The following is a 24,512-nucleotide window of genomic DNA, read 5'->3' on the forward strand; positions in this document are numbered from 1 at the left end:
GTGGGGCACGCCCACTCGCCACTCAGGGCCGCACCCCCACGCGCGGCCGCAGGTGGTGGCCGTGGTGCGGCTCGAGGGAACGAGAGTGGGGGAACGGTCGATACCTGTGACCGACGAATTCGATGACATGTATGGGACGTTCAAGGCTCTCCTGGACGCATTCCCTCCGACGGAAGCGATCAAGCGGCTCGAGCAGTTCGGTATCAGTCCCGAAGTCGTCGAGCAGATCCGTGAGCGGCATGAGCAGCAGACCATCCGCGTCAAGGAACTCGAAGAGCCGCACGCGGTGATTCTGGGCAATCGCGACACCTGGTACACCGGGCCGCAGGCCAGGGACAAATGCTGGCCCGCGATCGTGAAGCTGCTCCGCAAGGACGGCTGGCCCGAGGATCCTTCGATCAGGAGCCTCGACGAAGCCTCGACTCGCATCGTCTCGCTGCTGAACCACCCGAAGGAGAAGGCCTTCTCCACCCGCGGCCTGGTCGTGGGCTATGTGCAGTCGGGCAAGACGACCAATTTCACCTCGGTGGTGGCGAAGGCCGCCGACCGGGGTTACAAGTTGTTCATTGTCCTGGCCGGCATCCACAACGGACTACGGCGCCAGACGCAAGCCCGACTGGTACAGCAACTCGTGGAGCCGAACCCCTCCATGTGGTCCCAACTGACCGGCCTGGAAAAGGACTTCACGCCGCAGGAGAACCCCGCCTCCTACTTCGGCAAGAGCAACAAGACACGTGTGCTGTGCGTCGTGAAGAAGAACGCCACGGTGCTGCGCAAACTCGCCCGTTGGCTCGAGCAGGCGTCCGACTACCTCGAGGACTGCCCCGCCCTGATCATCGATGACGAAGCAGACCAGGCCACGGTGGCGACGAAGTCGATCAACCCTCTGATCCTCGACATCATGGGCTCGCTGCCGAGGAGTGCGTATGTCGGGTACACGGCCTCTCCCTTCGCGAACCTGCTCATCGACCCGAGCGCCGAGGACCTGTACCCCAAGGACTTCGTCGTCAATCTCCCGAAGCCGGAAGGACACTTCGGCACCGAGGTGCTCTTCGGTCGCTATGCACTCGACGGAGAGGATCCGGAAGAGGTCGACGACGGACACGACATGATCCGGTCGATCCCCGAGGACGACGTTCCGTGCGTACGTCCTGAGACCAGAGCCGACGTCGAGGGTTTCGAGCCCGTCATCACCAAGACCCTCCGTACTGCGGTCGAGTATTTCTGGCTGGTCACGGCGGCCCGCCGTGTACGCCGAACCGGCAATCCGCACAGCACGATGCTGATCCACACCAGTGTCAACACGTCCGTTCACAACAGCTTCGAGCGGCCTTTGCGGCACCTGCTCGACCGGTCCGCCCGATCCCTGGCCGACGAGGCCTTCCTCACCCGGTTGCGCAACCTCTGGGAAAGGGAGTCCGGGCGCGTTCCGGCCGAGGAATTCGGCGAGACGAAGGTGGCGTTCGACGAGCTGGTGCAGCAGCTGCCCCAAGTCCTGGACAGCTGTCGCGTCATCATGGACAACTCCGGCAGCGAGGACCGGCTCGACTACGAGAACGGTCCGATCGTGGCGATCGCGGTGGGCGGCAACACCCTCTCCCGAGGGCTGACGCTGGAAGGCCTGTCGGTCAGCTACTTCGTCCGTGCGGTGTCCGCCTACGACACACTGCTGCAAATGGGCCGATGGTTCGGCTTCCGGAACGGATACGCCGATCTGCCTCGAATCTGGATGACCGATGAACTGGCCGAGTGGTTCCGCCATTTGGCCACGGTGGAAACCGAGATGCGCCGCGACATCGACATCTACATGACCGAGGACGAGACCCCCCGGACGTTCGCGGTACGTCTGCGCACCCACCCGAATCTGCGCGTGACCGCCGCCGCCAAGATGCGCGACGCCGTCACGGCGGCTTCGTCGTATGGCGGCAAGCGGATCCAGACCCACTACTTCCACACCAACTCGGACTGGTTGAACGGGAACATCGATGCTGCGCGCGCCCTGGTCGCAGCCTCGGTCGCGAACGCGGTCAAGGTGGAGGACCGCACGGCTCAGGGACGATGGGTCTTCCGGGACGTACCCCACGACGTTGTCGTCGAATTCCTGTCGACCTACCAGTTCCATGAGAAGTCCCCGGAGAACGACGCAGGCCTGATCACGGACTACATCAGGAAGCGAGTGGCGACTGCCGGCTCGCTCCGAAGGTGGAACGTCGCGATTGTGGGAAACCCTCGCGGGGAGAACTTCGACTTCGCCGACAACGTGAGCATCGGGCTCAACCTCCGCGCGCGCCTCGATCTCCCCAACCCCACTCCCGACTTCGCCGACATCAAGACTCTGATGAGCCGGCGCGACGCCGCGGTGGACCTGATGGGTGACACTGCGACGCTGCCCGAGGAAGCGATCATGGGTGAGCGTCGCGTCCAACTCCCGGACACCGGACTGTTGGTTCTGTATCCGATCGACAGGATGTCCGAGCCGAGCCCGTCGAAGAATCGTCGTGCCGCGTTGAACGCCGACGAGCACGTCATCGGCGTGGGCCTGGTCTTCCCCAAACCCTGGGACGAGGACAGCACGGTCAAGAAATACATCTCGGCCGACCTGTCCAAGGTGCGAATCGAGGACGAGGACTACAGCCTGGTCGACGGCGAGGACGCATGAACGACGACGCCCTCCGTGCACTCGTCGAAGAGTGTTGGACCGCGCTCGAGGCCGAGCAGACCACGGGGGAACGACGCCTGCGTGTCGCTCAACTGCCCGGTGCCACCGATGGGGAACCACTGTCCGTGGCCGTCGACCACGACGGCCACCGTCACCTGCTGGTGCCGATTCACTCGCACCGAAAGGTCCGCCCCGGGCTGGACGGTCCGGTACTCAGGCTGAACAGACGAGTACTCGAGGATGAGCAGACCTACCAGGCCTATGCCGACCTGGCATGCCTGCGTGACGACCTCCGCGATCTGTTCACCGAGCTGTGCGTGGACGTCCTCGGTGCAGCTGGTGAGCTGCCCGACAATCAGGTCAAGGCGCTGTATCGCGTTCTTGACAGGTGGAGGGCCCTGTTCAAGTCGCAGGGAGCGCCACTGGGGCCGGACCAGCTCGCCGGCCTCTTCGGAGAGCTCGTCGTCCTCAACCGCCTTCTTTCGGAGGACCCGAGCGCGCATCGACTGTGGCGCGGCCCCGAGGGGCACCGCCACGACTTCTCCGGCGGGGTCAATGCCGTCGAAGTCAAATCGACCACCGAGGGCGAAGGGCGAAGGCCCCGGATTCACGGGTTGGATCAACTCGATGCGCCCGAGGGCGGAACGCTCTGCCTGGCGTGGCTCCGCCTTCACCCCACGACCGCGGCCGGTTCGGGCACGGCCTTCGTGAATATGGTCGAGCAAGCCCTTCACCTGTGCGACGACGAGGGAGCGCTCCTCGAGTTGCTCGCCGGCGCCGGGTTCCACCTTTCCGACTCCGAGCGGTACCAGGACGTGCGCTTCGCGATTCGCGAGGAACGGTGGTACCGGGTCGATGCCGATTTCCCCGGGCTCACGCGCTTGATGCTGAGGGCGGCAGGCCTGTCCGTGTCGGCCCTCGATGTCGAGTACACCATCGACCTGTCCGGCAAGACCCCTGCGTCGTTGCCACCTGACGACATGTCCCGGGTGATCGAGAATCTGATTCGGGAGTCCGTGTGATCAGGCCCTGCTGGTACTCCCAGCCCTATCCACCCGAAGGTGCGAGCGCCGCCGAGGGCATTCGCAACCAACTTGGTCGGCCGGAACTCGATCTCCTCACGATTCTCGTGCGCGAGTCCGCCCAGAACAGCTGGGACGCCCGTGTCAGGGAGTCGGGTCCCCCCGTCGACTACAGGATCGACATGTGGACGGTCGGGCCCGCGCACGCGGGCGCGTGGCGCGAACTGCTGATCGACGGTGCACCCACCGACGCCGAGGCGTTTCCCCTGCGGGACGCCCTGAGGCGCGGCCCCATTCGCGTCCTGGCCGTCTCGGACCGCGGCACGCGGGGGCTGGGAGGACCCACCCGCGCCGACGACGCCGTGGGGTCGGAACGCGACTTCGTCTCCTTCATCCGCAACATCGGGGAACCGCGCGACACCGCCCTGGGCGGCGGCACCTACGGCTTCGGAAAGGGCATCTTCTATCTGCTGTCCAGGCCCGGAACCGTCCTGATCCACTCCCGCTGCCGCACAGCCCGAGGGGGTTTCGAGACGCGTCTCATCGGCTGCACGCTCTGGAAGAGCTACACGGCCGCCGAACCCTCCGGGAGGCGCCGCTACACCGGGCGGCACTGGTGGGGCGACACCTCGGGAGACGTTGTCGAGCCCTTGGTCGGTGAAGAGGCGGAGGCCACCGCTCAAAGGCTCGGCCTCAAGGCCTTCGGGCCGGATGAGACGGGCACGACGGTCGTCGTCGTCGATCCGAACCTGGACGATCTCGACCCCACCGAGGCTGCCGACTACCTGGCGGAGACCATCACCTGGCACCTGTGGCCCAAGATGATCTCGACGACCGGTGCCCCGCCCGCCATGAATTTCACCGTCACCTGTGACGGCGTGCACCATTCGGTGCCGGATCCGCGCGAGACTCGCCCCCTCAACATGTTTGTCGCCGCCTACGAAACGATGACGGGTCCGGACGGCAGTGATCTGCATTGCCTGAGGCCGAAGCGGTACCTGGGACGTCTCGGGCTGGTGAAGAGGATCATGCCGCCGCTGGAACCGACCCGTGCTTCCCGCATGCTCGACATCGAGGACCTCGTCCATCACGTCTGCCTGATGCGCCCCGCGGAACTTGTCGTCGCCTACCACCCCGGCCCGAAGCCTCCCAGCGTGAATCAGGGCTATGCCGGTGTCTTCCGCGCGGACGAGAACATGGACGACATCTACGCGCTCGCCGAGCCGCCCACGCACGACGCCTGGAACCCTCAGTCGCTGGACCGTCCCGAGAGCACCTTCGTCCACACGACATTCACGCGCATCGCCGAGGCGCAGGCCCGACTGCTGTCCCTCGCCGGTGTCGCACGTTCGGGTTCCGCCGGCGTGGCCCTGGGCGCGGCAAGTTCACTGTTCTCCGGACTGGTCGGAGGAGCCTGGGGAATCGGTGGAGCCACGGCGTACACCAAGCCAGGAGGCACGGCCTCGCGAACATCACGGCAGGACGGGGTCGAGCAGGGATCCTCCCCACTCGACCGGCACACCGCAGCATCACCCCGCTCGAGGTCGCTCCCGCAGGTCGGAACGGCCGGCCCGGCAGACATCGAGGTCGGCGGGGGTTCGTTCGCAGCATCACCGGACAGCGGTGGCGCCGGTACGACCCGTCGTCGCCCACGGGTTCAATATCTCGGCGATCCCTACTACGAAGAACGGGGCGAGGCCTCGGTGCTCGTCCAGGACTTCCGGCTGCCCGTACCCGGACTGCAACGGGTGCACATCGACCTCGCCGTGACGCTCCCCGGAACCGGCGGCCGCGAGACCGACCCTCCTCTGGGGGCCGGCATGCCCGTTCTCCTCGGTTGGGAGGACGGCGACGGCCGCCTGCACACCGCCGAGCCGCTCGTGATCGACGGCAGCGAGTCCGTCTGGCGGGCCCTCGTCCGCCCGGCCCCGGACACCATGACCGAGATCGGCATCAAGGTCGAGGCGGTGAAGACCGGATGACTCGGCGTGTTCTGCCGTACCGCGTCCCGGCCGAGGACGTCATGACGGCCGAGAGGTGGTTGTTGGTGACGGAGGACGGCGAAGTCGACCTGCCCGAGGCGCTGCCGGACTGGGACTATCGGATGGACCTGCATCTTCGCAGGACCATTCGTGTCGACCTCGACCGCGCCCGCTCGCAGACGGGCCTCCCGAGCGACACGGCGCTCGTGCTCGCCGTCGTATGGACCGCCACCGGGTCCAACCTGAGCGGACCGGCCCGGCACGTACGACTGACCGCCGACGGGACGGAAACGGTGGAGCTGAATGTCCGCCTGCGAGGCACCGATCTGGGTGGCCTGCTCCTCCTGGACACTGCCCTGGTCCTGGCCGAACGCCGGAGCGACGCCCGCCCCTCGTCGCCCCGACGTGCCGGCTCGGTGCTGTGGAGCGACCGGGAATCCCTGCGTCTTCAGGGAGACGCACCGCAATTTCCCATGGCCGTGATCGACTTCTCCCGGACATCCTTTCCCGAAACCGCGGCGTGGCATCTGCAGATCAGCGGTGGACTGGAGAGCGCCACCATGGGATCGCTGCTCCTGCTGGTCAACGAGAGGAACACGGTCACCGCCACAGCGTTCGAGAACGCCGGCAAGCCTCGCCCGGTCGATCGAATCGTGCTTTCGGCGGTCTACGCGGACGCGGCGCGAACACTGATCGAACACGCTCTGGGTCACGACGACTTCTCCGAGGACGCCGACTTCGCCGACGGCTCCCTCGGCGCCACGCTGTTGAGCCTGTTCGACCAGCTCTTCCCCGGACAGTCGATCAATGACGTCCGGTTGCGTCGACGCCAATCGCCCGCTCTGTTCGCGTCGGACCTGCAGGCGGCGGTCAAGATCTTCGAGGTGTCGTGATGAGCTACCTGTACCCCCGCCTGCTGGCCGAGCAGGCCAGACCGCTCTTCGACGAGTACCGGCACCTGACGACCGTCGAACTGGCCGGTCGCGTCTCGTCGACCCACGAGTCGGCCGTATACGTGGCCACAGGTGGCGACCGGGTCTCCGCACACCGGCTCCAGGAACTGCGTACCGGCGTCCTCGACCTCGCCAGGTCCGCCGGCTTCCCCGACGGGTCCGATCGTGCCCGCAACGCCGAGTTCGACCTCCGGTTGGCGGCCCTTCTGCACGGCGAGATGGGCATGGTGCCCGCCGAAGCCGCCTCAAGGGATGTCTGGGCCTTCCTCGCGCTGGTGCTCCTGCCGGATGTCGCCTTCTGGCGTTATCCGCAGCCCCCAGGGGACCGAGTTCTGGGCACGGACCTCACACGCCATGTCTTCGGCCGGCTGTGGTGGCGGGCTCAACTCGTGCGCTCCTCTGACGCCCCGGAGCCGTACAGCGCGCTCGAGATCCTCGGTGAGGCGGCCTTCGACCAGATCTACGCCCGCCGTGCCGCACTCGGTGGCAGCCCCCACATGGTCCGGGCCATCCTGCGCGTCTGGAAGGACCTCGACCTGTCGGGCCTGAACGAACGCGAGACGCTGCGCGACTTCCTGAAGCGGCTGCTGCGGCTCGCCCCGTTCGTGCTCTTCGACGGCATCGAGGAACGAGCTCTCGACGAAGAGCTGCGGGCAGTCGCAAAGGAGTCGGTCGACGCCCAGCGCTCGGCGCACGCGAACCCCGAGGACCACTCCCCCGGGACCGGACGGGACGCCGATCGGAGCAGCGTCACCGTCGCGCGATCGCCCCTGACGGCGTCTGTCGAACAGCGGCCCGCTCCTTCCGACCCGACGGCGCACGTCGAATCCCGGCGTTTCAGCTCGGTGGAGGTCTGCGCCGGATCCGGAGCGCAGGCGCTCGGGCTCGAACATGCCGGATTCGATCCCGTGCTGCTCATCGACAGCAAGGCCGATGCGTGCTTCACGATCGATCTCAATCGCCCCGGGTGGGACGTAATCTGCATGGACGTCGCGGACTTCCACCCGAACATGCGCCCCGAGGCCCGGGGTGTCGATCTTGTCAGCGGTGGACTCCCTCGGGTGAAGTCCTCCGCCACAACGGGCCGCTCCGAGGACACCGAGGAGCGCGGTGTCCTCAGAGCCGTGATCGGACTCGTACGCGAGATAGCCCCGAAGGGCGTGCTGCTGGAGAACGTTCCGGACCTCGTCGAGAGCCCCGCCTTCGAGGTCGATCGCTCGTGGATCGAAGCAGAGCTGGGCAGCGCGGGCTACCGCTGGAGTTGGCAAGTCCTCAATGCCTCGGACTTCGGCGTGCCGCAGAACCGCAGCAGCGGCTTCCTCGTCGCACTGAAGGAGCCGTACTTCTCTCGATTCGCCTGGCCGGAACGGAGCACGCTGCCTCCCCCGACCGTCGGCCAGGCACTGGGCCCCTCCATGTCCGCGGACGGGTGGCCCGGAGCGGAACGGTGGATCAAGGGTGCCGATCGCGTCGCGCCCGCGCTGGTCGGAGGTTCGGACCGGCGTGGCGGTGCCGACCTCGGTCCCACCGGCAGCAAGAAGGCCTGGGCATCGCTCGGGGTCAACGGCAACAGCCTCGGCGACGCACCCCCCGACGCGACTTTTCCGGCGGACGGGCAGCCCAGGCTGACCGTCGACCAGGCTGCGAGGATCCAGGCCATCCCTGCGGACTGGCGCTTCTTCGGCGGCAAGACGTCCAGATACCGACAGATCGGCCATGCCATGCCACCGCCCCTGGCAACAGCTGTCGGACAGGCCGTCGCAGCTGCCCTCCGAAGCTAAGATCGGCCCATGCACACGTCCCGCCCCCTCGACCCCCGGCCCATCACCGTCCTCGACCTGTTCAGTGGGTGCGGCGGCTTCACTCAGGGGTTTCACGAGTTCCGTCCCGAGGGGGCGAAGGACGGCGGGCCCGTTTTCCACAGTGTCGCGGCGGTCGAGCACGACCTCGCCGCGGCTGCCACCTACGCCGTGAACTTCGGGATCCACCGCCCGGACAAGAGCGTTCCCGAAGCCCACGTGCACCTCGAGGACATCGAGGAGTGGAAGCGGTCGGAGGACGCCCGCGCCCTCCGACCGGACGTGGTGGTCGGAGGCCCTCCGTGCCAGGGCTTTTCAGCCTTGAACCGGAACAAGAAGGGCGTGGAACGCAACCGCCTGTGGGAAGAATACGTTCACATCGTGGCGGAACTTCGCCCGAAGGTGTTCGTCATCGAGAATGTCGATCGCTTTCTCAGGTCGGACGAATTCCAGAATCTGCTCAGCGAGGTGAAACAGGGCGGCCTGTTGAGCGAGTACGAACTGGTCGATCCTCCCGGTCATGTACCGACCGACACCGAGGAGCGCAAGCACAAGCGCTACCTCCTCAATGCCGCCGACTACGGCGCACCCCAGGCCCGGAGGCGCGCGATCGTCATCGGCGTCCGTCGGGACATCGGCGCAAATCGTACGATGTCGTACCCCCCGGTGAGCCACGTGCGACGCCCGAAGGGCGCCGCCGGCCCCTCGGCCCAGCCCCTCGACGGCGTCGAGAGCCGACCCTACTGGCGCTCGGTGGAAGGCGTCTTCGACGAGTCGGAGCGACTCCCCCTGCAGGGGACCGAGCTCCCCGACGGCAAGCAGGACATCGACGATGTGGACGCCGTGGTCCCCGGGATCTTCACGACCCGCGATCTCCATTTCGGACGCAACCCCGAACCGCTTTCACGAGCACGCTACAAAGCGATCCCTCCGGGCGGAAACCGCAAGGATCTTCGCGACAAATGGTTCACGGTGGACGGGAACGGCGAAATCCATGTCTTCGAAACCGGGAATCCTCCGGGCGTGAAGACACCTGTCGAACCCCTCTCCACCGAAAGCTGGGACAAGCACAACACCGGTACCGGGGACGTCATGGGTCGACTACGCATGGGCGAGCCGTCGGTAACCATCCGAACCGAGTTCTTCAAGCCCGAGAAGGGCCGCTACCTTCACCCGACCGCAGATCGGCCCATCACCCACTACGAGGCTGCCCGGATACAGGGCTTCCCCCTCGACTTCCGCTGGTGCGGTTCGAAGACCGACATCGCCCGACAGATCGGGAACGCCGTTCCCATTCCTCTCGGTACGGCCATCGCCTCGGCCATCCACGCCTGTCTGCGCGGCTGACCGACCCGGCTGAGGAATCGCCGCCCGACCGTGCCGCCGGGGCTGTGCCGGCGGACACACTCTCCTTCGGGAGGCAGGGTCGCCTCGGAGCCACCCGCGCGCCCGCTCCGCCGGGGCGGGGCGCTAGCCTCGGGGGACGAACTAGGAGGCAGTGATGGCGAAGGTTCCGGCCGCGGTGGTGGCCGCCGGGGGGCTTGTCGGTGGGTACGGCGTCGCCCGGTGGACGAGGAAGCGGCAGCTCGGCGGGGTCGTGCTCGCCGCCGCCGGGGTCGCCGCCGCGCGGCAGTGGAAGCAGGAGGCCGGAGGCGTGGCCGCCGGGGCCCTGACCGCCGGGTACGTCGCCGCGTTCGCCGGGTCGCACCCCCTGGCCAAGAAGGTCGGCGCCTGGCCCGCCGTCTTCGGTGTCGCCGGCGCCATGGCCCTCGCCTCCTGGGCCGTGGCCGACCGACGCGGCTGATCCGGGCCGGGCACCGCAGGGCAGCCAGGGCTGCGCGGCGCGCCGGAGCCGGGGCGGGCTCGCACCCCCGCCTTACGACGCGCGTTCCTCCGTCCCCCGGAATGCCCTCCGGTACGCGTACGGGCTCGTTCCCACCACTCGTTTGAAGCGGTCGCGGAATGCCGTCGGGGAGCCGAAGCCCGCCTGGGCCGCGATGCGTTCCACCGGGTACGTGGTCGTCTCCAGGAGGTACTGGGCCCGGCGGACCCGGGCCCGGTGCAGCCACTGGAGCGGGGTCGTGCCGGTCTGTTCGCGGAAGCGGCGGTTGAGGGTGCGGGTGCTCATCCCGGCGTGGACCGCGATGTCCTCCAGGGTCAGCTCCCGGTCCGCGTTCTCCTCCAGCCAGTCGAGCAGCGGCTCCATGGCCGTGCCCGCCGGTGCCGGCGGCTGGGTGTGGACGATGAACTGGGCCTGGCCCCCCTCGCGTTCGAGGGGCATCACGGACAGGCGGGCGGCGTGCGCGGCGACGGCGGAGCCGTGATCCTTGCGGATCATGTGCAGGCACATGTCCAGCGCCGCCGACGCGCCCGCCGACGTCAGGACCTGCCCGTTGTCGACGTAGAGCACGTTCGGGTCCACGGTCACCTCCGGGTGCCGGGACGCCAGTTCCGCGGCCGCGACCCAGTGCGTGGTCGCGCGCAGACCGTCCAGCAGGCCGGTGGCGGCCAGGACGAAGGCGCCGACGCAGATCGACGCGATCCGGGTGCCGTTCGCGTAAGCCGATCGCAGCGCCTCCGCTACGCCCGGCGGCAGCGGCGCGGACGGGTCAGCGACGCCCGGAACGACGATCGTGTCCGCCTCCGCGAGCGCCTCCAGGCCGTGGGGCGCCCGCAGCGTGAACGCGCCCGCGCTCACCTCCGCGCCCGCCGTGGCCGAGCACACCCGGGTCCGGTACGCGGGGCGGCCGTCGGGCAGCCGCGCCCAGCCGAAGGTGTCGATCGGGGCGGCGAGATCGAAGGGGATGACCTGGTCGAGCGCCAGTACGGCCACGGTGTGCATGACCAGAGCGTAGGCATCCGACGGGTTCTCGTCACCCGTGCAGGGAGGGTTCCGGGTGGGTACCGGTCAGGGGGTCAGCCGCCGAGTGGGAGTCATGTGTGCTGGTCAGCGGCCTTCCGTCGGGTGCTCGGAGCGAGTCTGCCGGTCAGCCGGGTGGTGGCGGGAATCCGTTGAGGACTGGCAAAAGTGCCACTTCTCGGTGATCCACCGGGCGCCTAACGTCACCCCGTGACCAAGTTCCTCCTCGCCGTCCACGTCATCGCCGCGATCGTCGCCATCGGGCCCGTCACCGTCGCCGCGAGCATGTTCCCGCCCGCCGCGCGCAAGGTGCTCGACGCCCCGGACGACACGAGCGCCCTCGCCACCGTCCGGCTGCTGCACCGCATCTGCCAGGTGTACGCCGTGGCGGGCGTCGCCGTCCCCGTTTTCGGGTTCGCCACCGCGAGCGACATGGGCGTTCTCGGGGACACCTGGCTGATCGTCTCGATCGGGCTGACCGCGCTCGCCGCCGTGGTCCTCGCCGCGCTGGTCCTGCCCCGGCAGAGCGCGATCCTGGAGGGCTACGAGAAGCAGGAGACGCTCAGCGAGGCGGTGCCCGAACGGGCGGTGGCCGACCGCGCGGTGACCGTCCGGCTCGCGATGTTCACCGGGATCTTCAACCTGCTGTGGGCCACCGTCACCGTCTTGATGATCATCCGGCCCGGTTCCACGACGGGCGCCTAGCCGGATCCCGGCGTACATCCGGAGCGGAACCCTCCCCACCCGTTCCGGCCCGTGGCCCGGGACCCTAGGATCCCGCCATGGAAGCCAATCAGCAGCCGTCCGCGGCGAGCACGTACCTGACCTTCGTGGAGCAGCAGTTGACTGCCGACGGCTGTGAGACACGATGGGACGACTGGGCCGGGGTGCCCGTCCTGGTGGGGCGCCGGGGCGAGTTCCGGATGCGGTGGATGGGGACGAAACTGCACCTCTTCACGGTGGCCGCGGCCGTTCCGGAGATAACCGTGCAGGCCATCTCCGGGTTCACCGACCAGGTGATGAAGTACGCCAAGGACAACAAGGGCGGTCTGCCCGTCGGCTTCCAGAACGGCATCGGCGCCTTCCCGCTGCTGGTCAGCGACCGGGTCGACCCGGCGGCCGTGCAGTGGGCCGAGGCCCAGCAGCGGGTGAAGTTCGCCTGCATGACCCGGCCCGTCGTGGTCGACAGTTCACGCCAGTACGTGGGCATGTACCGCGGCAAGCCGATGCTCGGGCGCGTCTACGCCTCGTACTTCAACGAGAAGGGCACGCGGTACTTCTACGGCCAGTAGGAACCGACCCCCGGCCGGACCGGGTCGCCCATCGCGGGACGCCGAGCCGGACCGGGTCGCCCACCGCGGGGCCCCGATCCGGCTCGCCTCTCTCACCACCGGCCGGCCAAGGACAGTTCCTCCTCCGCCGCGTCCACCAGGTCCGTCCTGAACTGCCGTGCTACCGCGCCCGCGACCAGCACCGCGGCCGCTCCGAGCAGCGTCACGGCCGCCCAGGTCAGCGGCCAGGCGTCGGCGAAGCCGTCGGGCGGGCCGGGATGGGTCCGCAGGGACACGTAGAGCAGGACCGCCGGTGGTGCGGCGACCAGGAGCAGGGGCCAGGCGAGCGCGTCCCGGAGCCCGAAGTGGACGGCCAGGAGCAGCAGGACCGCGGCGAGGGCGAGCACGCCCATGCCCGTCACCGGGGTGGTCTCCACGAGGGAGCCGGGTGACGAGGGGCGGTTGCGCAGGTCCCAGGGGAGACAGACGAGGTACGCCGCGCAGGAGAGGGCGGCGCCGAGTACACGCGTCAGCCAGCGTTCCGGCCAGGGGCGCGTTCGCAAGGGGCGGAGCAGTTTCTCGGTCATGCGTACGAGGGTTCCGTGCCCGGCGGGGCCGCGACAGAGTACGCGTACTCAGAAGCCGCGCCCCGCGGGCGAGAACGGACATGTTCTCCCGTACGGCGAACCGGGTCCGGCCGCTCGTACGTGACGGTCCGCCGGATCACGTCGCCTGGGCCGTGGACGTCGACGGCGTGGCACCGGCCTTCCCGGTGGCCGTCGACAGGGGCGCGGCGATGTCCTCCAGGGAGCGGCGCTCGGCCTTGACCGCGAGGAACGCGGCGACCAGGCCCGCGGCGCACATCAGGGAGGCGCCGATCTGGAACGCGAGGACCGTGTCGCCGACGACCCCGGACTTCGTGAGGTCGGCGAAGACCAGCGGGCCGCTGATGCCGCCGGCCGCGGTGCCGATGGCGTAGAAGAAGGCGATGGCCATCGCGCGGGTCTCCATGGGGAAGATCTCGGAGACCGTCAGATACGCGCTGGAGGCGCCCGCGGAGGCGAAGAACAGGACCACGCACCAGCATGCCGTCATCGTCACCGCGTCCAGGGAGCCCTGGTCGAAGAGCCAGGCGGTGACGAACAGCAGCGAACCCGAGAGCAGATAGGTCGAGGAGATCATCACCCGTCGGCCGAGGGTGTCGAAGAGCTTGCCGAGCAGCAGCGGGCCGAGGAGGTTGCCGGCCGCGATGACGGCGAAGTAGTAGCCGGTGGAGCCGGTGGGCACGTCGAAGAACGTGGTGAGGATGGCGCCGAACCCGAAGGTGATCGCGTTGTAGAGGAAGGCCTGGCCGACGAAGAGGGCGAGGCCGAGGACGGCCCGTTTCGGGTACTTCCCGAAGACCGTCTTCGCGATGAGGCCGAAGCCGATGCTCTTGCGCTGCTCGATGGTGATCTCGCCCTCGGCCCGTGGCAGCGGTTCACCCCGTTCCTCCTCGATCTCCTCCTCCACGGAGCTCACGAGTTCCTCGGCCTGCTCACCGCGGCCGTGGATGAACTGCCAGCGCGGGCTCTCCGGAACGTGCCGCCTGACCAGCAGGATCACGAGTCCGAGGACCACGCCGAGGCCGAACGTCAGCCGCCAGCCGATGTCCTTGGGGAAGATGCTCGTGTTCAGCATGACGATCGACAGCAGTGCGCCGCCGATCGCGCCGAGCCAGTAGGTGCCGTTGATGATGAGGTCGACCCGACCGCGGAACCGGGCCGGGATGAGCTCGTCGATCGCCGAGTTGATGGCCGCGTACTCGCCGCCGATGCCGAAGCCGGTGAGGAAGCGGAAGGTGAAGAACCACCAGGGGCCGAACGACAGGGCGGTCAGCGCGGTCGCCGAGAGATACACCGCGAGCGTGATCATGAAGAGCTTCTTGCGGCCGTACCGGTCCGTCAGCCACCCGAAGAACAGGGCGCCCGCGCAGGCACCGGCCACATAGAGCGCCGCCGCGATACCGGTGACCTGCGCCGAGGTGATGGACAGACCGCTGCCGGGCTCGGAGAGCCGGCCCGCGATGCTGCCGACGGTGGTGACCTCGAGACCGTCCAGGATCCAGACGGTTCCCAGGCCGATCACGATCATCCAGTGCCAGCGTGACCACGGCAGCCGGTCCAGCCGGGACGGCACGTCGGTGGTGACCGTGCCGGTGGCAGCGGGGACGGGAGCTGGTGAGGCTGCGGCGGGCATGAGGTTCCCTCTCCGTCGGACGAACCTCGTCCGGGTGCCCACCCCTCGGGCCTTCGGACGAACTCCGTCCGGGTGCCCACCCTTGGGCCGGCTAAGCCCCCAGCGCCCGCGACACCACGTAGATCAGCAGTCCGGCCAGGGAGCCGACCACCGTGCCGTTGATCCGGATGAACTGCAGGTCACGGCCGATGTGCGCCTCGATCTTCCGGGTGGTGTGCTCGGCGTCCCAGCCCGCGACGGTGTCCGTGATGAGCGAGGTGATCTCCTTGCGGTACGTCGTCACGACGTAGACGGCGGCACCCTCGACCCAGCTGTCCACCTTGGCCTGGAGCTTGGGCTCGGTGGCCATCCGGGCGCCGAGGGAGAGCAGCGAGGCCCGTACGCGCAGCCGTAGTTCACTGCGCTCGTCCTCGGCCGCGGACACGATCATCGACCGTACGGCCGTCCACGCGGAGGCGATCAGATCCTGGACCTCGCCGCGGCCCAGCACCTCGCCCTTGAGGCGCTCCACGCGGGCCCGGGTGTCGGTGTCGGACTGGAGGTCGGCGGCGAAGTCGGTGAGGAACCGGTCCAGTGCGCCGCGGGCCGGGTGCGACGGGGAGTCGCGCATCTCGGTGACGAAGCGCAGCAGTTCCTTGTAGACCCGCTCGCCGACCTTCCTGTCGACGAAGCGGGGCGTCCATCCGGGAGCGCCGCCCTGGACGGCGTCCATCACCTGGGCATCGTGGAACACCAGCCAGTCGTGGGCCCGGGAGACGACCAGGTCGACGAACCGTCTGTGGCCGCCGTCCACGACGATCTTCTCCAGCATCTTGCCCATGCCGGGCGCGATCTCCTGGGCGTCCGCGCGACGGGTGATGGCCTCGCCGACGACGGCCTGCACGTCGGAGTCGCGCAGTACGGTCAGCGCGCCCCTGAGGGCGGCGGCCAGTTCGGCGGTGACCCGGTCGGCGTGCTCGGGGTCGGCGAGCCAGACGCCGAGCCTGCTGCCGATGCCCACCGCGCGCAGCCGCTGCCGGACGACCTCCTCGGAGAGGAAGTTCTCGCCGACGAACTCGCCCAGCGAGACACCGAGCTGGTCCTTCTTCGTCGGGATGATCGCGGTGTGCGGGATGGGCAGGCCGAGCGGATGCCGGAACAGGGCCGTGACGGCGAACCAGTCGGCGAGCGCGCCGACCATGCCCGCCTCGGCCGCCGCCGCGACATAGCCCGCCCAGGGGCCGGCGCCCGCGCCCTCGGCCACCTTGGCCAGGACGTAGACGAGGGCGACGAACAGCAGCAGCCCGGTGGCGGTCGCCTTCATCCGGCGCACGCCGCGCCGCTTCTCCTCGTCGGCCGGGCTGAAGGTGTTCATCGCCCGGCCCGGCGGGACGGGGGCCGTCCGGCCGGCCGCGCCCTCCGTGCCGGCCACGCCCTTCACGCCGGCCGCGCCCTCCGTACCGGCCGGTGTACCGCCGCCCGAAGCCCTCCCGGGCTCCCCGGCGTTCGCGGCGGTGGCGGCACGGGCATGCTGTTCCGTGCCGTCCGCGTCACCCGAATTCGTGCGTTCCATTCACTCCACCCGTTCGCAGGCCGGCTCGCGCCCCGTACTCATTGTCCCTTTCTCCCTCACTTCCTCACCGACTCCTGGAACGCCGCGGGAGTTCCCGGCGTCTGTGCGGATGGGGAATCGACCAGGGGGACCCCTAAGGGGCGCACTCCCACGGCGCCCGGGGGGCGCGTCCGAGCCCTCGCACCCCATGACGCATCATGGAGTGATCACAACCGGAGCCTCGGGCTCCCTCGTCCGAGGAGACACGCACCGCATGACCAAGCGTCACGGTTATGCCCTGCTCGCCGCGATCCTTGCCGTGGTCGTGGTCCTTTCCGCAGCCATATACATCGGCGTCGCGGCCGACGACGGCACCGGCGCCAAGGCCACCGTCGCCAGTGGCCACACGTCGCACGACGCCGCCCCCGCCTCGACCGGCACCTGGGTCGGCGCCTGGTCCACCTCCCCGGCCGGAGCCGAGCCCGGCACGGAGCCGGACGGACTCGCGGGCCGCTCCGTGCGCAACGTCGTGCACACGGCCGCCGGGGGTACGAGTGCCCGTATCACGCTGTCCAATCTCTACGGGCAGTCCCCGCTGGTCATCACACACGCCACGATCGCCGTCGCCGCGACCGCGAACAACGCCGCCGCCACGGCCGACACCATGCGCCGTCTCACGTTCAACGGCGTCCCGACGGTCACGGTCCCGGCCGGCGGACAGGTGATGAGCGACGCCGTGCGCGTCCGCATCCCGCACGGCGTGGACGTCCTCGTCACGACGTACTCGCCGACCCCGTCCGGCCCGGTCACCTACCACCCGCGCGCCCAGCAGATCTCCTACGTCGCCGACGGCGACCGCACCGAGGACTTGAGCGCCGCCGCGTACACCGAACAGAGCCCCTACTGGCGCTATCTGACCGCGCTCGACGTCCTCAGCGACGAGGCCACCGGCACCGTCGTCGCCCTCGGCGACTCGCTCACCGACGGCATCACCTCCACCGTCGGCGCCGACCGCCGCTGGACGGACGTCCTCGCCGAACGGCTGCACGCCTCGGCCGGTTCCGGGGACACACCCCGCTACAGCGTCGTCAACCAGGGCATCAGCGGGAACCAGATCCTCGCCGCGGGGTCCGGCCGGCCGGCCGACAACCCCAGCGGACTGAGCCGGTTCGGACGGGACGTGCTCGACCGCACGAACGTCAAGGCCGTCGTCGTCGACCTCGGCGTCAACGACATCCTGCGCAACCCGGCCCAGGTCGACCCGACCACCGTGACCGACGGCCTGCGGACCCTCGTACGCGAGGCGCACGCCCGGGGACTGCGGGTCGTCGGCGCCACCCTCATGCCCTTCCAGGGGCACCGCGGATCCACACCCGCGCGGGAGGCCGTGCGCCAGGCCGTGAACGCGGAGATCCGGGCCGGGAAGGTGTACGACGCCTACGTCGACTTCGACGCGGCCCTGCGCGACCCCTACGACCCGCGCCGGCTGCGTCCCGACTACGACTCGGGCGACCACCTGCACCCCAGTGACAAGGGGTTCCGGCGGATGGCCGAGGTCTTCGACCTCAAGGCCCTGAAGGGACCGGTACCCGCGGACCTGTAGTCCGGCGGGAGCGGCGGCGCCGTCCGGCCGGTGGTGGCGCCTTCCGGGCCCGCGATGCCGCCTGGACCGGCCGGCGTCGCGCGAGACCGGTCCGGCGGCGCGCCGACCGGCGTCACCGCCGGGAAGCTCAGTAGTCCCCGCGCCGCCGGTCCTCGCGGCGCTCTCGGTGCCGCTCCCGGCGCTCCTCGTGGCGCAGCCGGCGCTCCTCATGACGCTCACGGCGCTCCTCGTGCCGCTCACGCATCAGGTCGCGGGCCTCGTCGAGCGCGTCGTACATGTCGTCGAGACCGCCACCCCGCGAGCCCTGCAACTCCTTGCGGGCCTCCCGGCGCTCCAGCTTCTCCTGGCGGCGCTCCTCCTTGATGCGCTGGCGCTCGGCACGGGTGAGCTTGCGCTCCACGCCGACACCGCCCCAGAACGCGAAGCCCGTGACGACCACCCTGGGCGCGCCGGGGTCGCCCGGCCGGCCCTCCTCACGGTGGTCGAAACCGCCCATGATGCCGATGCCGCGGACGACGACCTCGACCCCGGGCGGCACGATCACGTTCAACCCGCCCATGACGGCGACGCAGTTGACGACGACCTCGCGGTCCGCGAAGTTCGCCTCGCGCAGGTCGATCTCGCCGCCGCCCATGAAGGCGAAGCAGTTGAAGCGCTTCGGCATCGTCCAGCGGCCCTTGCGCTCGAAGCCCGACAGCACCGCCACGCCCCACGAGGACGATCCCTCGCCGCCCACGATCCGCGAGCCCCAACTCCCGTCGTCCAGCGGCTGCTTCACCATGGATATCCGAGGGCTCTCCGCCGCGCCGGGCAGATCGCGGGTGATCGGCGTCAACTCCCCGTAGGTACGGGCCGCGTACGTCGCCTCCAGCCGCTCCTCGAACTCCTCCATGTCGAGACGGCCCTCCGCGAGGGCGTCCCTCAGCTGTTCGGCGACTCGTTCACGATCGGCGTCGGAGGCACGCAGCTCCGGGAGTTCGTCGGTCATGGACAGCAGCCTACGAGGTCCCCCGCCCGCGGGCTATCCGGCCCGCCCCCGCATTTGGCCGTCTAAGAGACCGCTTTCCCCGCGTACATACGGCTGATGACCGCCTCGATGTCCGGCTCCCGCACCGACAGGTCCACCAGCGGATAGTCCGCCGCGATCCGCGCCACCAGCGGGGCCGCCGACGTCCCGGCCGGGAACGCCAGCCACTGGCGCGGTCCCTCCACCTTCACCACCCGCGCCGACTCCGCCTCGATCGGCGGCAGTTCGCGCTCCAGGTCCACCACCAGGGTCCGCTCGCTCTCCCCCACCGCGTGCAGCCCGCTCAGCGCCCCGTCGTACATCAGCCGCCCGTGGTCGATGACCATCACCCGCCGGCAGAGCTGCTCGATGTCGGTGAGGTCGTGCGTGGTGAGCAGGACGGTCGTGCCCCGTTCGGCGTTCAGGTCCCGCAGGAACTCCCGCACCCGCACCTTGCTGACCACGTCGAGCCCGATCGTCGGCTCGTCGAGGTAGAGCACCTCGGGATCGTGCAACAGGGCCGCCGCGATGTCGCCGCGCATCCGCTGCCCCAGCGACAGCTGGCGCACCGGCACCTCCAGCAGCTCCCCCAGCTCCAGGAGTTCGACACAGCGGTCGAGGTTCTCCCGGAACCGCGCGTCCGGCACCCGGTACATCCGGTGCATCAGCCGGTACGAGTCGATCAGCGGCAGGTCCCACCACAGCGTCGTCCGCTGCCCGAACACGACCCCGATCCGGCGCGCCACCCGGGTGCGCTCGCGCGACGGGTCGAGACCGGCGACCCGCAGCCGGCCGCCGGACGGGGTGAGGATGCCGGTGAGCATCTTGATCGTGGTCGACTTCCCGGCGCCGTTCGGGCCGATGTAGCCGACCATCTCACCGCGCCGCACGGTGAACGAGATCGAGTCGACGGCCCGGACCTGCCGCCGCTCGCCGCGCAGGAACCCCGTCCTCCTGCGCACGTCGAAGACCTTCTCGACACCGTCGAGCTCGATCAGGGGAGCCTCCGGCGCCGGCTCCCCGCCCGGCGCTGCCGTCTCCCCGTCCGTTGCCATGACCACGACCGTTCCCCTAACTTCCCGTGCTCCGGTAGGCGCGCAGCCCCGCGCGCCAGGCGATCCCGGCCAGCGCGCAGCACAGGGCCGCCACGACCGGGGGTGCGAACGCGACCCACTCCGGCAGGTCGAGCGGATAGGGCCGCCCCAGCACGTACAGCGCGGGCAGCCAGTTGACGAAGGCGAGCGGGAGGACGAAGGTCACCCCGCGCAGCATGTCCTTGGCGAACACGGTCGGCGGGTACTGCAGGAGGGTGTTGCCGCCGTAGGTGAACGAGTTCTGCACCTCGGAGGCGTCCTGGGCGACGAACTGGAAGGCGGCGCCCGCCACGAACACCGCCGAGAAGATCCCGGCGCCGCTCAGCAGCATCACCGGCATCAGCAGCACCTTGAGCGGCGTCCAGTGGATGTCGAGGACGGCGAGGGCGTACCCGACGACGAGCAGCCCCTGGGTGATCCGGCCGAGGCGGCGCAGCGCGAACCGGTCCGCGGCCACCTGCGCGAGCACGGGCACGGGACGCACCAGCAGGGTGTCCAGGGTGCCGTCGCGCACCCGGCGCCCCAGCCGGTCCATCGACCCGAGGGCGAGGTCCGCGAACCCGAACGCGACCCCGGACACGCCGTAGAGCAGGGCGACCTCGGGCAGGCTGTAGCCGCCGAGCCGGTCGACCCGCGAGAACATCAGCAGGATCGCCGCGAAGTCGAGGGCGGTCGCCGCGAAGTTGCCGAAGGCCGTCATCGCGAAGGAGGCCCGGTAGGCCATCGTGGAGCGGATCCACATCGCGGTGATCAGCCGGTAGGCCCGCAGCCCGTCCCGCAGCCGTTCGTACGCCCCCTGCCGCTCGAACGGGTGGACGTCCACCACACGGACCGCCGTCTCGCGGACCGCCGTCCCGCCCGCCTTCACCGGGTCAGCCACCCTGGACCACCACCCTTCGCGTCGCCACCGACTGGACCAGCCGCCCGGCCGCCAGCAGGGCGATGGCCCAGGCGGCCTGGAGCGCGTACGTGCCGAGCGGATCCGCCGTGCCCAGCAGGACGTCCACCGGCGCCTGGATCAGCGACGCCCACGGCAGCACCCGTACGACCTCGCCCAGCGCGCCCGGGAACACGTTCAGCGGCAGCAGCATCCCCGAGCAGAAGATCCCCGCGATCGAGGTCAGCTGCGCCACCCCCGCACCGTCGAGCAGCCAGAACGCCGACAGCGCCACCAGGAAGCGGATGGAGAAGCCGACGGCCACCCCGAGCGCGACCGCGACCAGGAAGGCGAGCCACGTCAGCGGGTCCGAGGGCAGCGCCAGGTCGAAGACGAGCGCGCCGAACAGGAGCGGGACCACCCCGCGGCCCAGCAGATGGAACAGCGCCCGGCCCATGTCCTGCGCCAGCCACCACAGCTGGAGATCTGCCGGCCGGTACAGATCGATCGCGATGTCACCCGTACGGATGCGTTCGATCAGTTCGTCCTCGAAGCCGCCGCCCATCATCGCGACCACCATCAAGAGCCCCTGGCTCACCCACACATAGGTCAGCGCCTGCGCCTGGTCGTAGCCCCCGAGGTGCGGCTTGCTGTCCCACAGCGCGATGAACAGATACGCCAGGATCAGCCCGAAGACGGTGTTGGTGAAGACGCCCGCGGCGGTCGCGACCCGATAGGTGGCGTACCGCCGGAACCCGCTGCCCGCGACAGCCGCGTACAACCGCGCCGTGCCCACAACCCGTCCCTTTCCTCCGCGTTGAGCCAAAGCGCAGGAGCCTAGCCCCGGCCCGGCGAGGCACGCCAGGCATTTTCCGGCGCGACGCGTGCCGGGATCGGCGAACGGAACACATGGTGCGAGACACTTCAATACGGGCGCACCACGCATATGAGGGCGTACAGGACCGTACGGATCGAAACGGGAGTCCGGCGAACAGATGAGCGACGAGCCGCAGCAGCGCAGCCAGGGCTGGGCCTCCAGGGAACCGGGACCGGGCCCCCGCCCGGATCCGGCCTCCCCTGCGGGACCGCAGACGGGCCCGCGGCCGGGGCCGGGAGCGGGGCCAGGAACAGGGCCGGGAGCCGGGCCGGGAGCGGGCGGGCCCGACGGCCCGCGGAAGCCGGCGACGAAGCAGAAGACCAAGGCGAAGTCGAAGCGCAAGCCCCGGCCCAAGCGGACAGGCCTGCGCAGACTCGTCCCGACCTGGCGCATACTGCTCGGCACCCTCCTCGGCGCGGCCCTGCTGATCGTGGGCCTCTTCGCCCTCGGCTACTTCCTCGTCCAGATCCCCTCCGCGAACGCCGCCGCCGTCAAACAGAGCAACGTCTTCCTGTACGCCGACGGCAGCCAGCTCGCCCGCGACGGCGACGTCAACCGCGAGAACGTCGCCCTGGAGCACATCTCCAAGGACGCCCAGCACGCCACCCTCGCCGCCGAGGACCGCGACTTCTACAGCGAGTCCGCCATCGACCCCAAGGCGATGCTCCGCGCCGGCTGGAACACCGTCACCGGCAAGGGCAGGCAGTCCGGCTCGACCATCACCCAGCAGTACGTCAAGAACTACTACCTCGGCCAGGAACAGACCGTCACCCGCAAGGTGAAGGAGTTCTTCATCTCCGTGAAGCTCGACCGGGAGAAGAGCAAGGACGAGATCCTCGAGGGCTACCTCAACACCAGCTACTACGGCCGCAACGCCTACGGCATCCAGGCCGCCGCCCAGGCCTACTACGGCGTCAACGCCCGCAGCCTCACCGTCGGCCAGGGCGCCTACCTCGCCGCCCTGCTCAACGCCCCCAGCGAGTACGACGTGATCGCCCACCCCGAGAACAGGGCCGGGGCCCTCGCCCGCTGGAACTACGTCCTCGACGGCATGGTCAAACAGAAGTGGCTGACCCGGGCCGCCCGCGCCGAGGTCACCTTCCCCGTGCCCCACCAGGCCAAGGGATCGGCCGGCCTGTCCGGCCAGCGCGGCTACCTCGTCCAGGCCGTGACCGCCTATCTGACCTCCCACCGCATCCTCGACGAGGACACGCTCACCCGCGGCGGCTTCCGCATCACCACCACCCTGCAGAAACCCAAGCAGGACGCCTTCGTGAAGGCCGTCAACGACCAGGTGATGGACCAGCTCGACAAGAAGAACCGCAAGGTGGACACCTACGTCCGCGCCGGCGGCGTCGCCATCGACCCCGCCAGCGGCAAGGTCCTCGCCATGTACGGCGGCATCGACTACACCCGGCAGTACGTCAACAACGCCACCCGCCGCGACTACCAGGTCGGCTCCACCTTCAAGCCCTTCGTCTTCGCCTCCGCCGTCCAGAACGGCTCACTGACCCAGGACGGCCGCACCATCACCCCGAACACCGTCTACGACGGCACCGACCAGCGCCCCGTACAGGGCTGGAACGGCAGCGGCTACGCCCCGGAGAACGAGGACGGCGAATCGTACGGCGACATCTCCGTGCGCACCGCCACCGACAGGTCGGTCAACTCGGTGTACGCGCAGATGGCCGTCGACGTCGGCCCCGCCAACGTGGAACGGACCGCCGTCGCCCTCGGCCTGCCCGCCGGCACCCCCGACCTGACCGCCTCCCCCTCCATCGCGCTCGGCCCGGCCACCGCCAGCGTCCTCGACATGGCCGAGGCGTACGCCACCCTCGCCAACCACGGCAGGCACGGCGCCTACACCCTCGTCGAGAAGATCACCAAGGACGGCTCGGAGTCCGTACCGCTGCCCGCCGAGGACAGCACGGCGAGCGACCGGCAGGCCGTCAGCCGCGAGGCCGCCGACACGACCACGGACATGCTCCAGGGCGTCGTCGACGGCGGCACCGGACAGGCCGCGCAGAACGCCGGCCGGCCCGCCGCGGGCAAGACCGGCACCGCGGAGGAGGACACCGCCGCGTGGTTCGCGGGCTACACCCCCGACCTCGCCACCGTCGTCGCCGTGATGGGCCAGGACCCCGACACCGGCGCCCACAAGTCCCTGTACGGCGCCCTCGGCCAGGCCCGCATCAACGGCGGCGGCTACCCCGCGCAGATCTGGGCCCAGTTCACCCAGGACGCCCTGGAGGGGACCGACGTGGCGGACTTCGACCTCCAGCTCCAGCCCGGCGCCGAGGAACCGGAGGAGCCCGCCTGGGACCCGAGCGCCTCCGAGAGCCCCGGCGGCCAGGACGGCGGCACCGCGAACGGCGGCCAGGACGGGTACACCCAGGGCGGCGCCAACGGCAGCAGGCCGGCGCCCACGCACGGCAGGACCCCGGGCCGGGGCCAGAGCCGGGAACCGGACCACGGCCGGACCGGAGGCACGGGCGGCGGCTCCGGAGGCTCCGGGACAGGCACATCCGGCGGCACACACCCGGGCGGCACCCGCACCGGCGGGACCACCACGGGCGGCGGAGCCACCGGACCCACGACGGCCGGAAGCGGCACGACGGGCACCACGGCCGGCCCGGGCACCACCCAGGGCACCGGCACCGGCACGACGACGGGACCGACGAGCGGCCTCACACCCAGGAGCCGGCACTGAACGGGTGAGCGGGCCGGCGCTCCCGGCGGG

Annotated in this window: 19 protein-coding genes; 11 read left to right on the forward strand and 8 right to left on the reverse strand. The window is 69.8% G+C overall.

The window, feature by feature from the left end:
• The first annotated feature begins 106 nt into the window (after positions 1 to 106).
• The 7 genes from IO36_RS12020 (at position 107) to IO36_RS12050 (ending at position 10,219) form a co-directional block, all read left to right on the forward strand.
• A complete protein-coding gene (locus IO36_RS12020) occupies positions 107 to 2,659 on the forward strand; it encodes a Z1 domain-containing protein (RefSeq protein ID WP_037619154.1) in 2,553 nt (850 codons plus the stop codon).
• Positions 2,656 to 3,681 carry a PD-(D/E)XK motif protein gene (locus tag IO36_RS12025; RefSeq protein ID WP_037619155.1) on the forward strand — a complete coding sequence of 342 codons (1,026 nt, stop codon included), beginning with the start codon at positions 2,656 to 2,658 and terminating at the stop codon, positions 3,679 to 3,681. Before IO36_RS12020 ends, IO36_RS12025 begins: the two co-directional genes overlap by 4 nt.
• Positions 3,682 to 3,788: 107 nt before the next feature.
• Positions 3,789 to 5,663 (forward strand): hypothetical protein, encoded by a 1,875-nt coding sequence (locus IO36_RS12030; RefSeq protein ID WP_037619156.1) that lies wholly within the window; start codon positions 3,789 to 3,791, stop codon positions 5,661 to 5,663.
• 65 nt (positions 5,664 to 5,728) lie between these two features.
• Positions 5,729 to 6,556 carry a hypothetical protein gene (locus IO36_RS47685; RefSeq protein WP_209441186.1) on the forward strand — a complete coding sequence of 276 codons (828 nt, stop codon included), beginning with the start codon at positions 5,729 to 5,731 and terminating at the stop codon, positions 6,554 to 6,556.
• Positions 6,556 to 8,397, forward strand: coding sequence for a DNA cytosine methyltransferase (locus IO36_RS49135; protein WP_342455112.1), 1,842 nt, complete (start codon positions 6,556 to 6,558; stop codon positions 8,395 to 8,397). The genes IO36_RS47685 and IO36_RS49135 overlap by 1 nt, the downstream gene beginning before the upstream one ends.
• A 9-nt stretch (positions 8,398 to 8,406) precedes the next feature.
• A complete protein-coding gene (locus IO36_RS12045; protein ID WP_037619157.1) occupies positions 8,407 to 9,762 on the forward strand; it encodes a DNA cytosine methyltransferase in 1,356 nt (451 codons plus the stop codon).
• Positions 9,763 to 9,916: 154 nt separating this feature from the next.
• On the forward strand, positions 9,917 to 10,219 hold the full coding sequence (locus tag IO36_RS12050; RefSeq protein ID WP_037619158.1) for a hypothetical protein: 303 nt from the start codon (positions 9,917 to 9,919) through the stop codon (positions 10,217 to 10,219).
• 72 nt (positions 10,220 to 10,291) lie between these two features.
• Here IO36_RS12050 and IO36_RS12055 read toward each other — a convergent pair whose 3' ends face one another.
• Positions 10,292 to 11,257: a GlxA family transcriptional regulator gene (locus IO36_RS12055; RefSeq protein WP_037619160.1), complete on the reverse strand. Its 966-nt coding sequence runs from the start codon at positions 11,255 to 11,257 to the stop codon at positions 10,292 to 10,294.
• Between the two features lie 228 nt (positions 11,258 to 11,485).
• On the opposite strand from IO36_RS12055, the gene IO36_RS12060 reads away from it, so the two are divergent.
• Entirely contained in the window at positions 11,486 to 11,980 is a 495-nt protein-coding gene (locus tag IO36_RS12060; RefSeq protein WP_037619162.1) for a DUF2269 family protein, read from the forward strand.
• Between the two features lie 77 nt (positions 11,981 to 12,057).
• Complete coding sequence (locus IO36_RS12065; protein WP_037619163.1) at positions 12,058 to 12,567, forward strand: hypothetical protein; 510 nt, start codon at positions 12,058 to 12,060, stop codon at positions 12,565 to 12,567.
• Positions 12,568 to 12,659: 92 nt separating this feature from the next.
• Here the strand turns inward: IO36_RS12065 and IO36_RS12070 are convergent, their stop codons facing one another.
• The 3 genes from IO36_RS12070 to IO36_RS12080 all read right to left on the reverse strand — a co-directional run bounded on the left by IO36_RS12070 (position 12,660) and on the right by IO36_RS12080 (position 16,336).
• A complete protein-coding gene (locus IO36_RS12070; protein ID WP_037619164.1) occupies positions 12,660 to 13,133 on the reverse strand; it encodes a hypothetical protein in 474 nt (157 codons plus the stop codon).
• A gap of 136 nt (positions 13,134 to 13,269) precedes the next feature.
• The gene (locus IO36_RS12075) at positions 13,270 to 14,784 is read right to left on the reverse strand and encodes an MFS transporter (RefSeq protein WP_037619165.1); all 1,515 of its coding nucleotides are present in this window, start codon (positions 14,782 to 14,784) and stop codon (positions 13,270 to 13,272) included.
• Positions 14,785 to 14,875: 91 nt separating this feature from the next.
• Positions 14,876 to 16,336 carry a DUF445 domain-containing protein gene (locus IO36_RS12080; RefSeq protein WP_245173226.1) on the reverse strand — a complete coding sequence of 487 codons (1,461 nt, stop codon included), beginning with the start codon at positions 16,334 to 16,336 and terminating at the stop codon, positions 14,876 to 14,878.
• A 253-nt stretch (positions 16,337 to 16,589) separates the two neighbouring features.
• On the opposite strand from IO36_RS12080, the gene IO36_RS12085 reads away from it, so the two are divergent.
• Positions 16,590 to 17,918, forward strand: a complete 1,329-nt coding sequence (locus IO36_RS12085; protein ID WP_037619166.1) for an SGNH/GDSL hydrolase family protein — start codon at positions 16,590 to 16,592, stop codon at positions 17,916 to 17,918.
• A gap of 127 nt (positions 17,919 to 18,045) precedes the next feature.
• Here the strand turns inward: IO36_RS12085 and IO36_RS12090 are convergent, their stop codons facing one another.
• The 4 genes from IO36_RS12090 to IO36_RS12105 all read right to left on the reverse strand — a co-directional run bounded on the left by IO36_RS12090 (position 18,046) and on the right by IO36_RS12105 (position 21,691).
• Positions 18,046 to 18,906: a DUF1707 SHOCT-like domain-containing protein gene (locus tag IO36_RS12090; protein WP_037619167.1), complete on the reverse strand. Its 861-nt coding sequence runs from the start codon at positions 18,904 to 18,906 to the stop codon at positions 18,046 to 18,048.
• A 62-nt stretch (positions 18,907 to 18,968) separates the two neighbouring features.
• Positions 18,969 to 19,979, reverse strand: a complete 1,011-nt coding sequence (locus IO36_RS12095) for an ABC transporter ATP-binding protein (RefSeq protein ID WP_051900351.1) — start codon at positions 19,977 to 19,979, stop codon at positions 18,969 to 18,971.
• 16 nt (positions 19,980 to 19,995) lie between these two features.
• Positions 19,996 to 20,844: an ABC transporter permease gene (locus tag IO36_RS12100; protein WP_037619490.1), complete on the reverse strand. Its 849-nt coding sequence runs from the start codon at positions 20,842 to 20,844 to the stop codon at positions 19,996 to 19,998.
• 46 nt (positions 20,845 to 20,890) lie between these two features.
• Positions 20,891 to 21,691 carry an ABC transporter permease gene (locus tag IO36_RS12105; RefSeq protein ID WP_037619168.1) on the reverse strand — a complete coding sequence of 267 codons (801 nt, stop codon included), beginning with the start codon at positions 21,689 to 21,691 and terminating at the stop codon, positions 20,891 to 20,893.
• Between the two features lie 199 nt (positions 21,692 to 21,890).
• Between IO36_RS12105 and IO36_RS12110 the strand changes: the two genes are divergently transcribed.
• Entirely contained in the window at positions 21,891 to 24,482 is a 2,592-nt protein-coding gene (locus IO36_RS12110) for a transglycosylase domain-containing protein (RefSeq protein ID WP_037619169.1), read from the forward strand.
• Positions 24,483 to 24,512: the final 30 nt, after the last annotated feature.

Source organism: Streptomyces aureus (assembly GCF_000725495.1).
In the GTDB taxonomy this organism is placed as follows: Bacteria; Actinomycetota; Actinomycetes; order Streptomycetales; family Streptomycetaceae; genus Streptomyces; species Streptomyces aureus_B.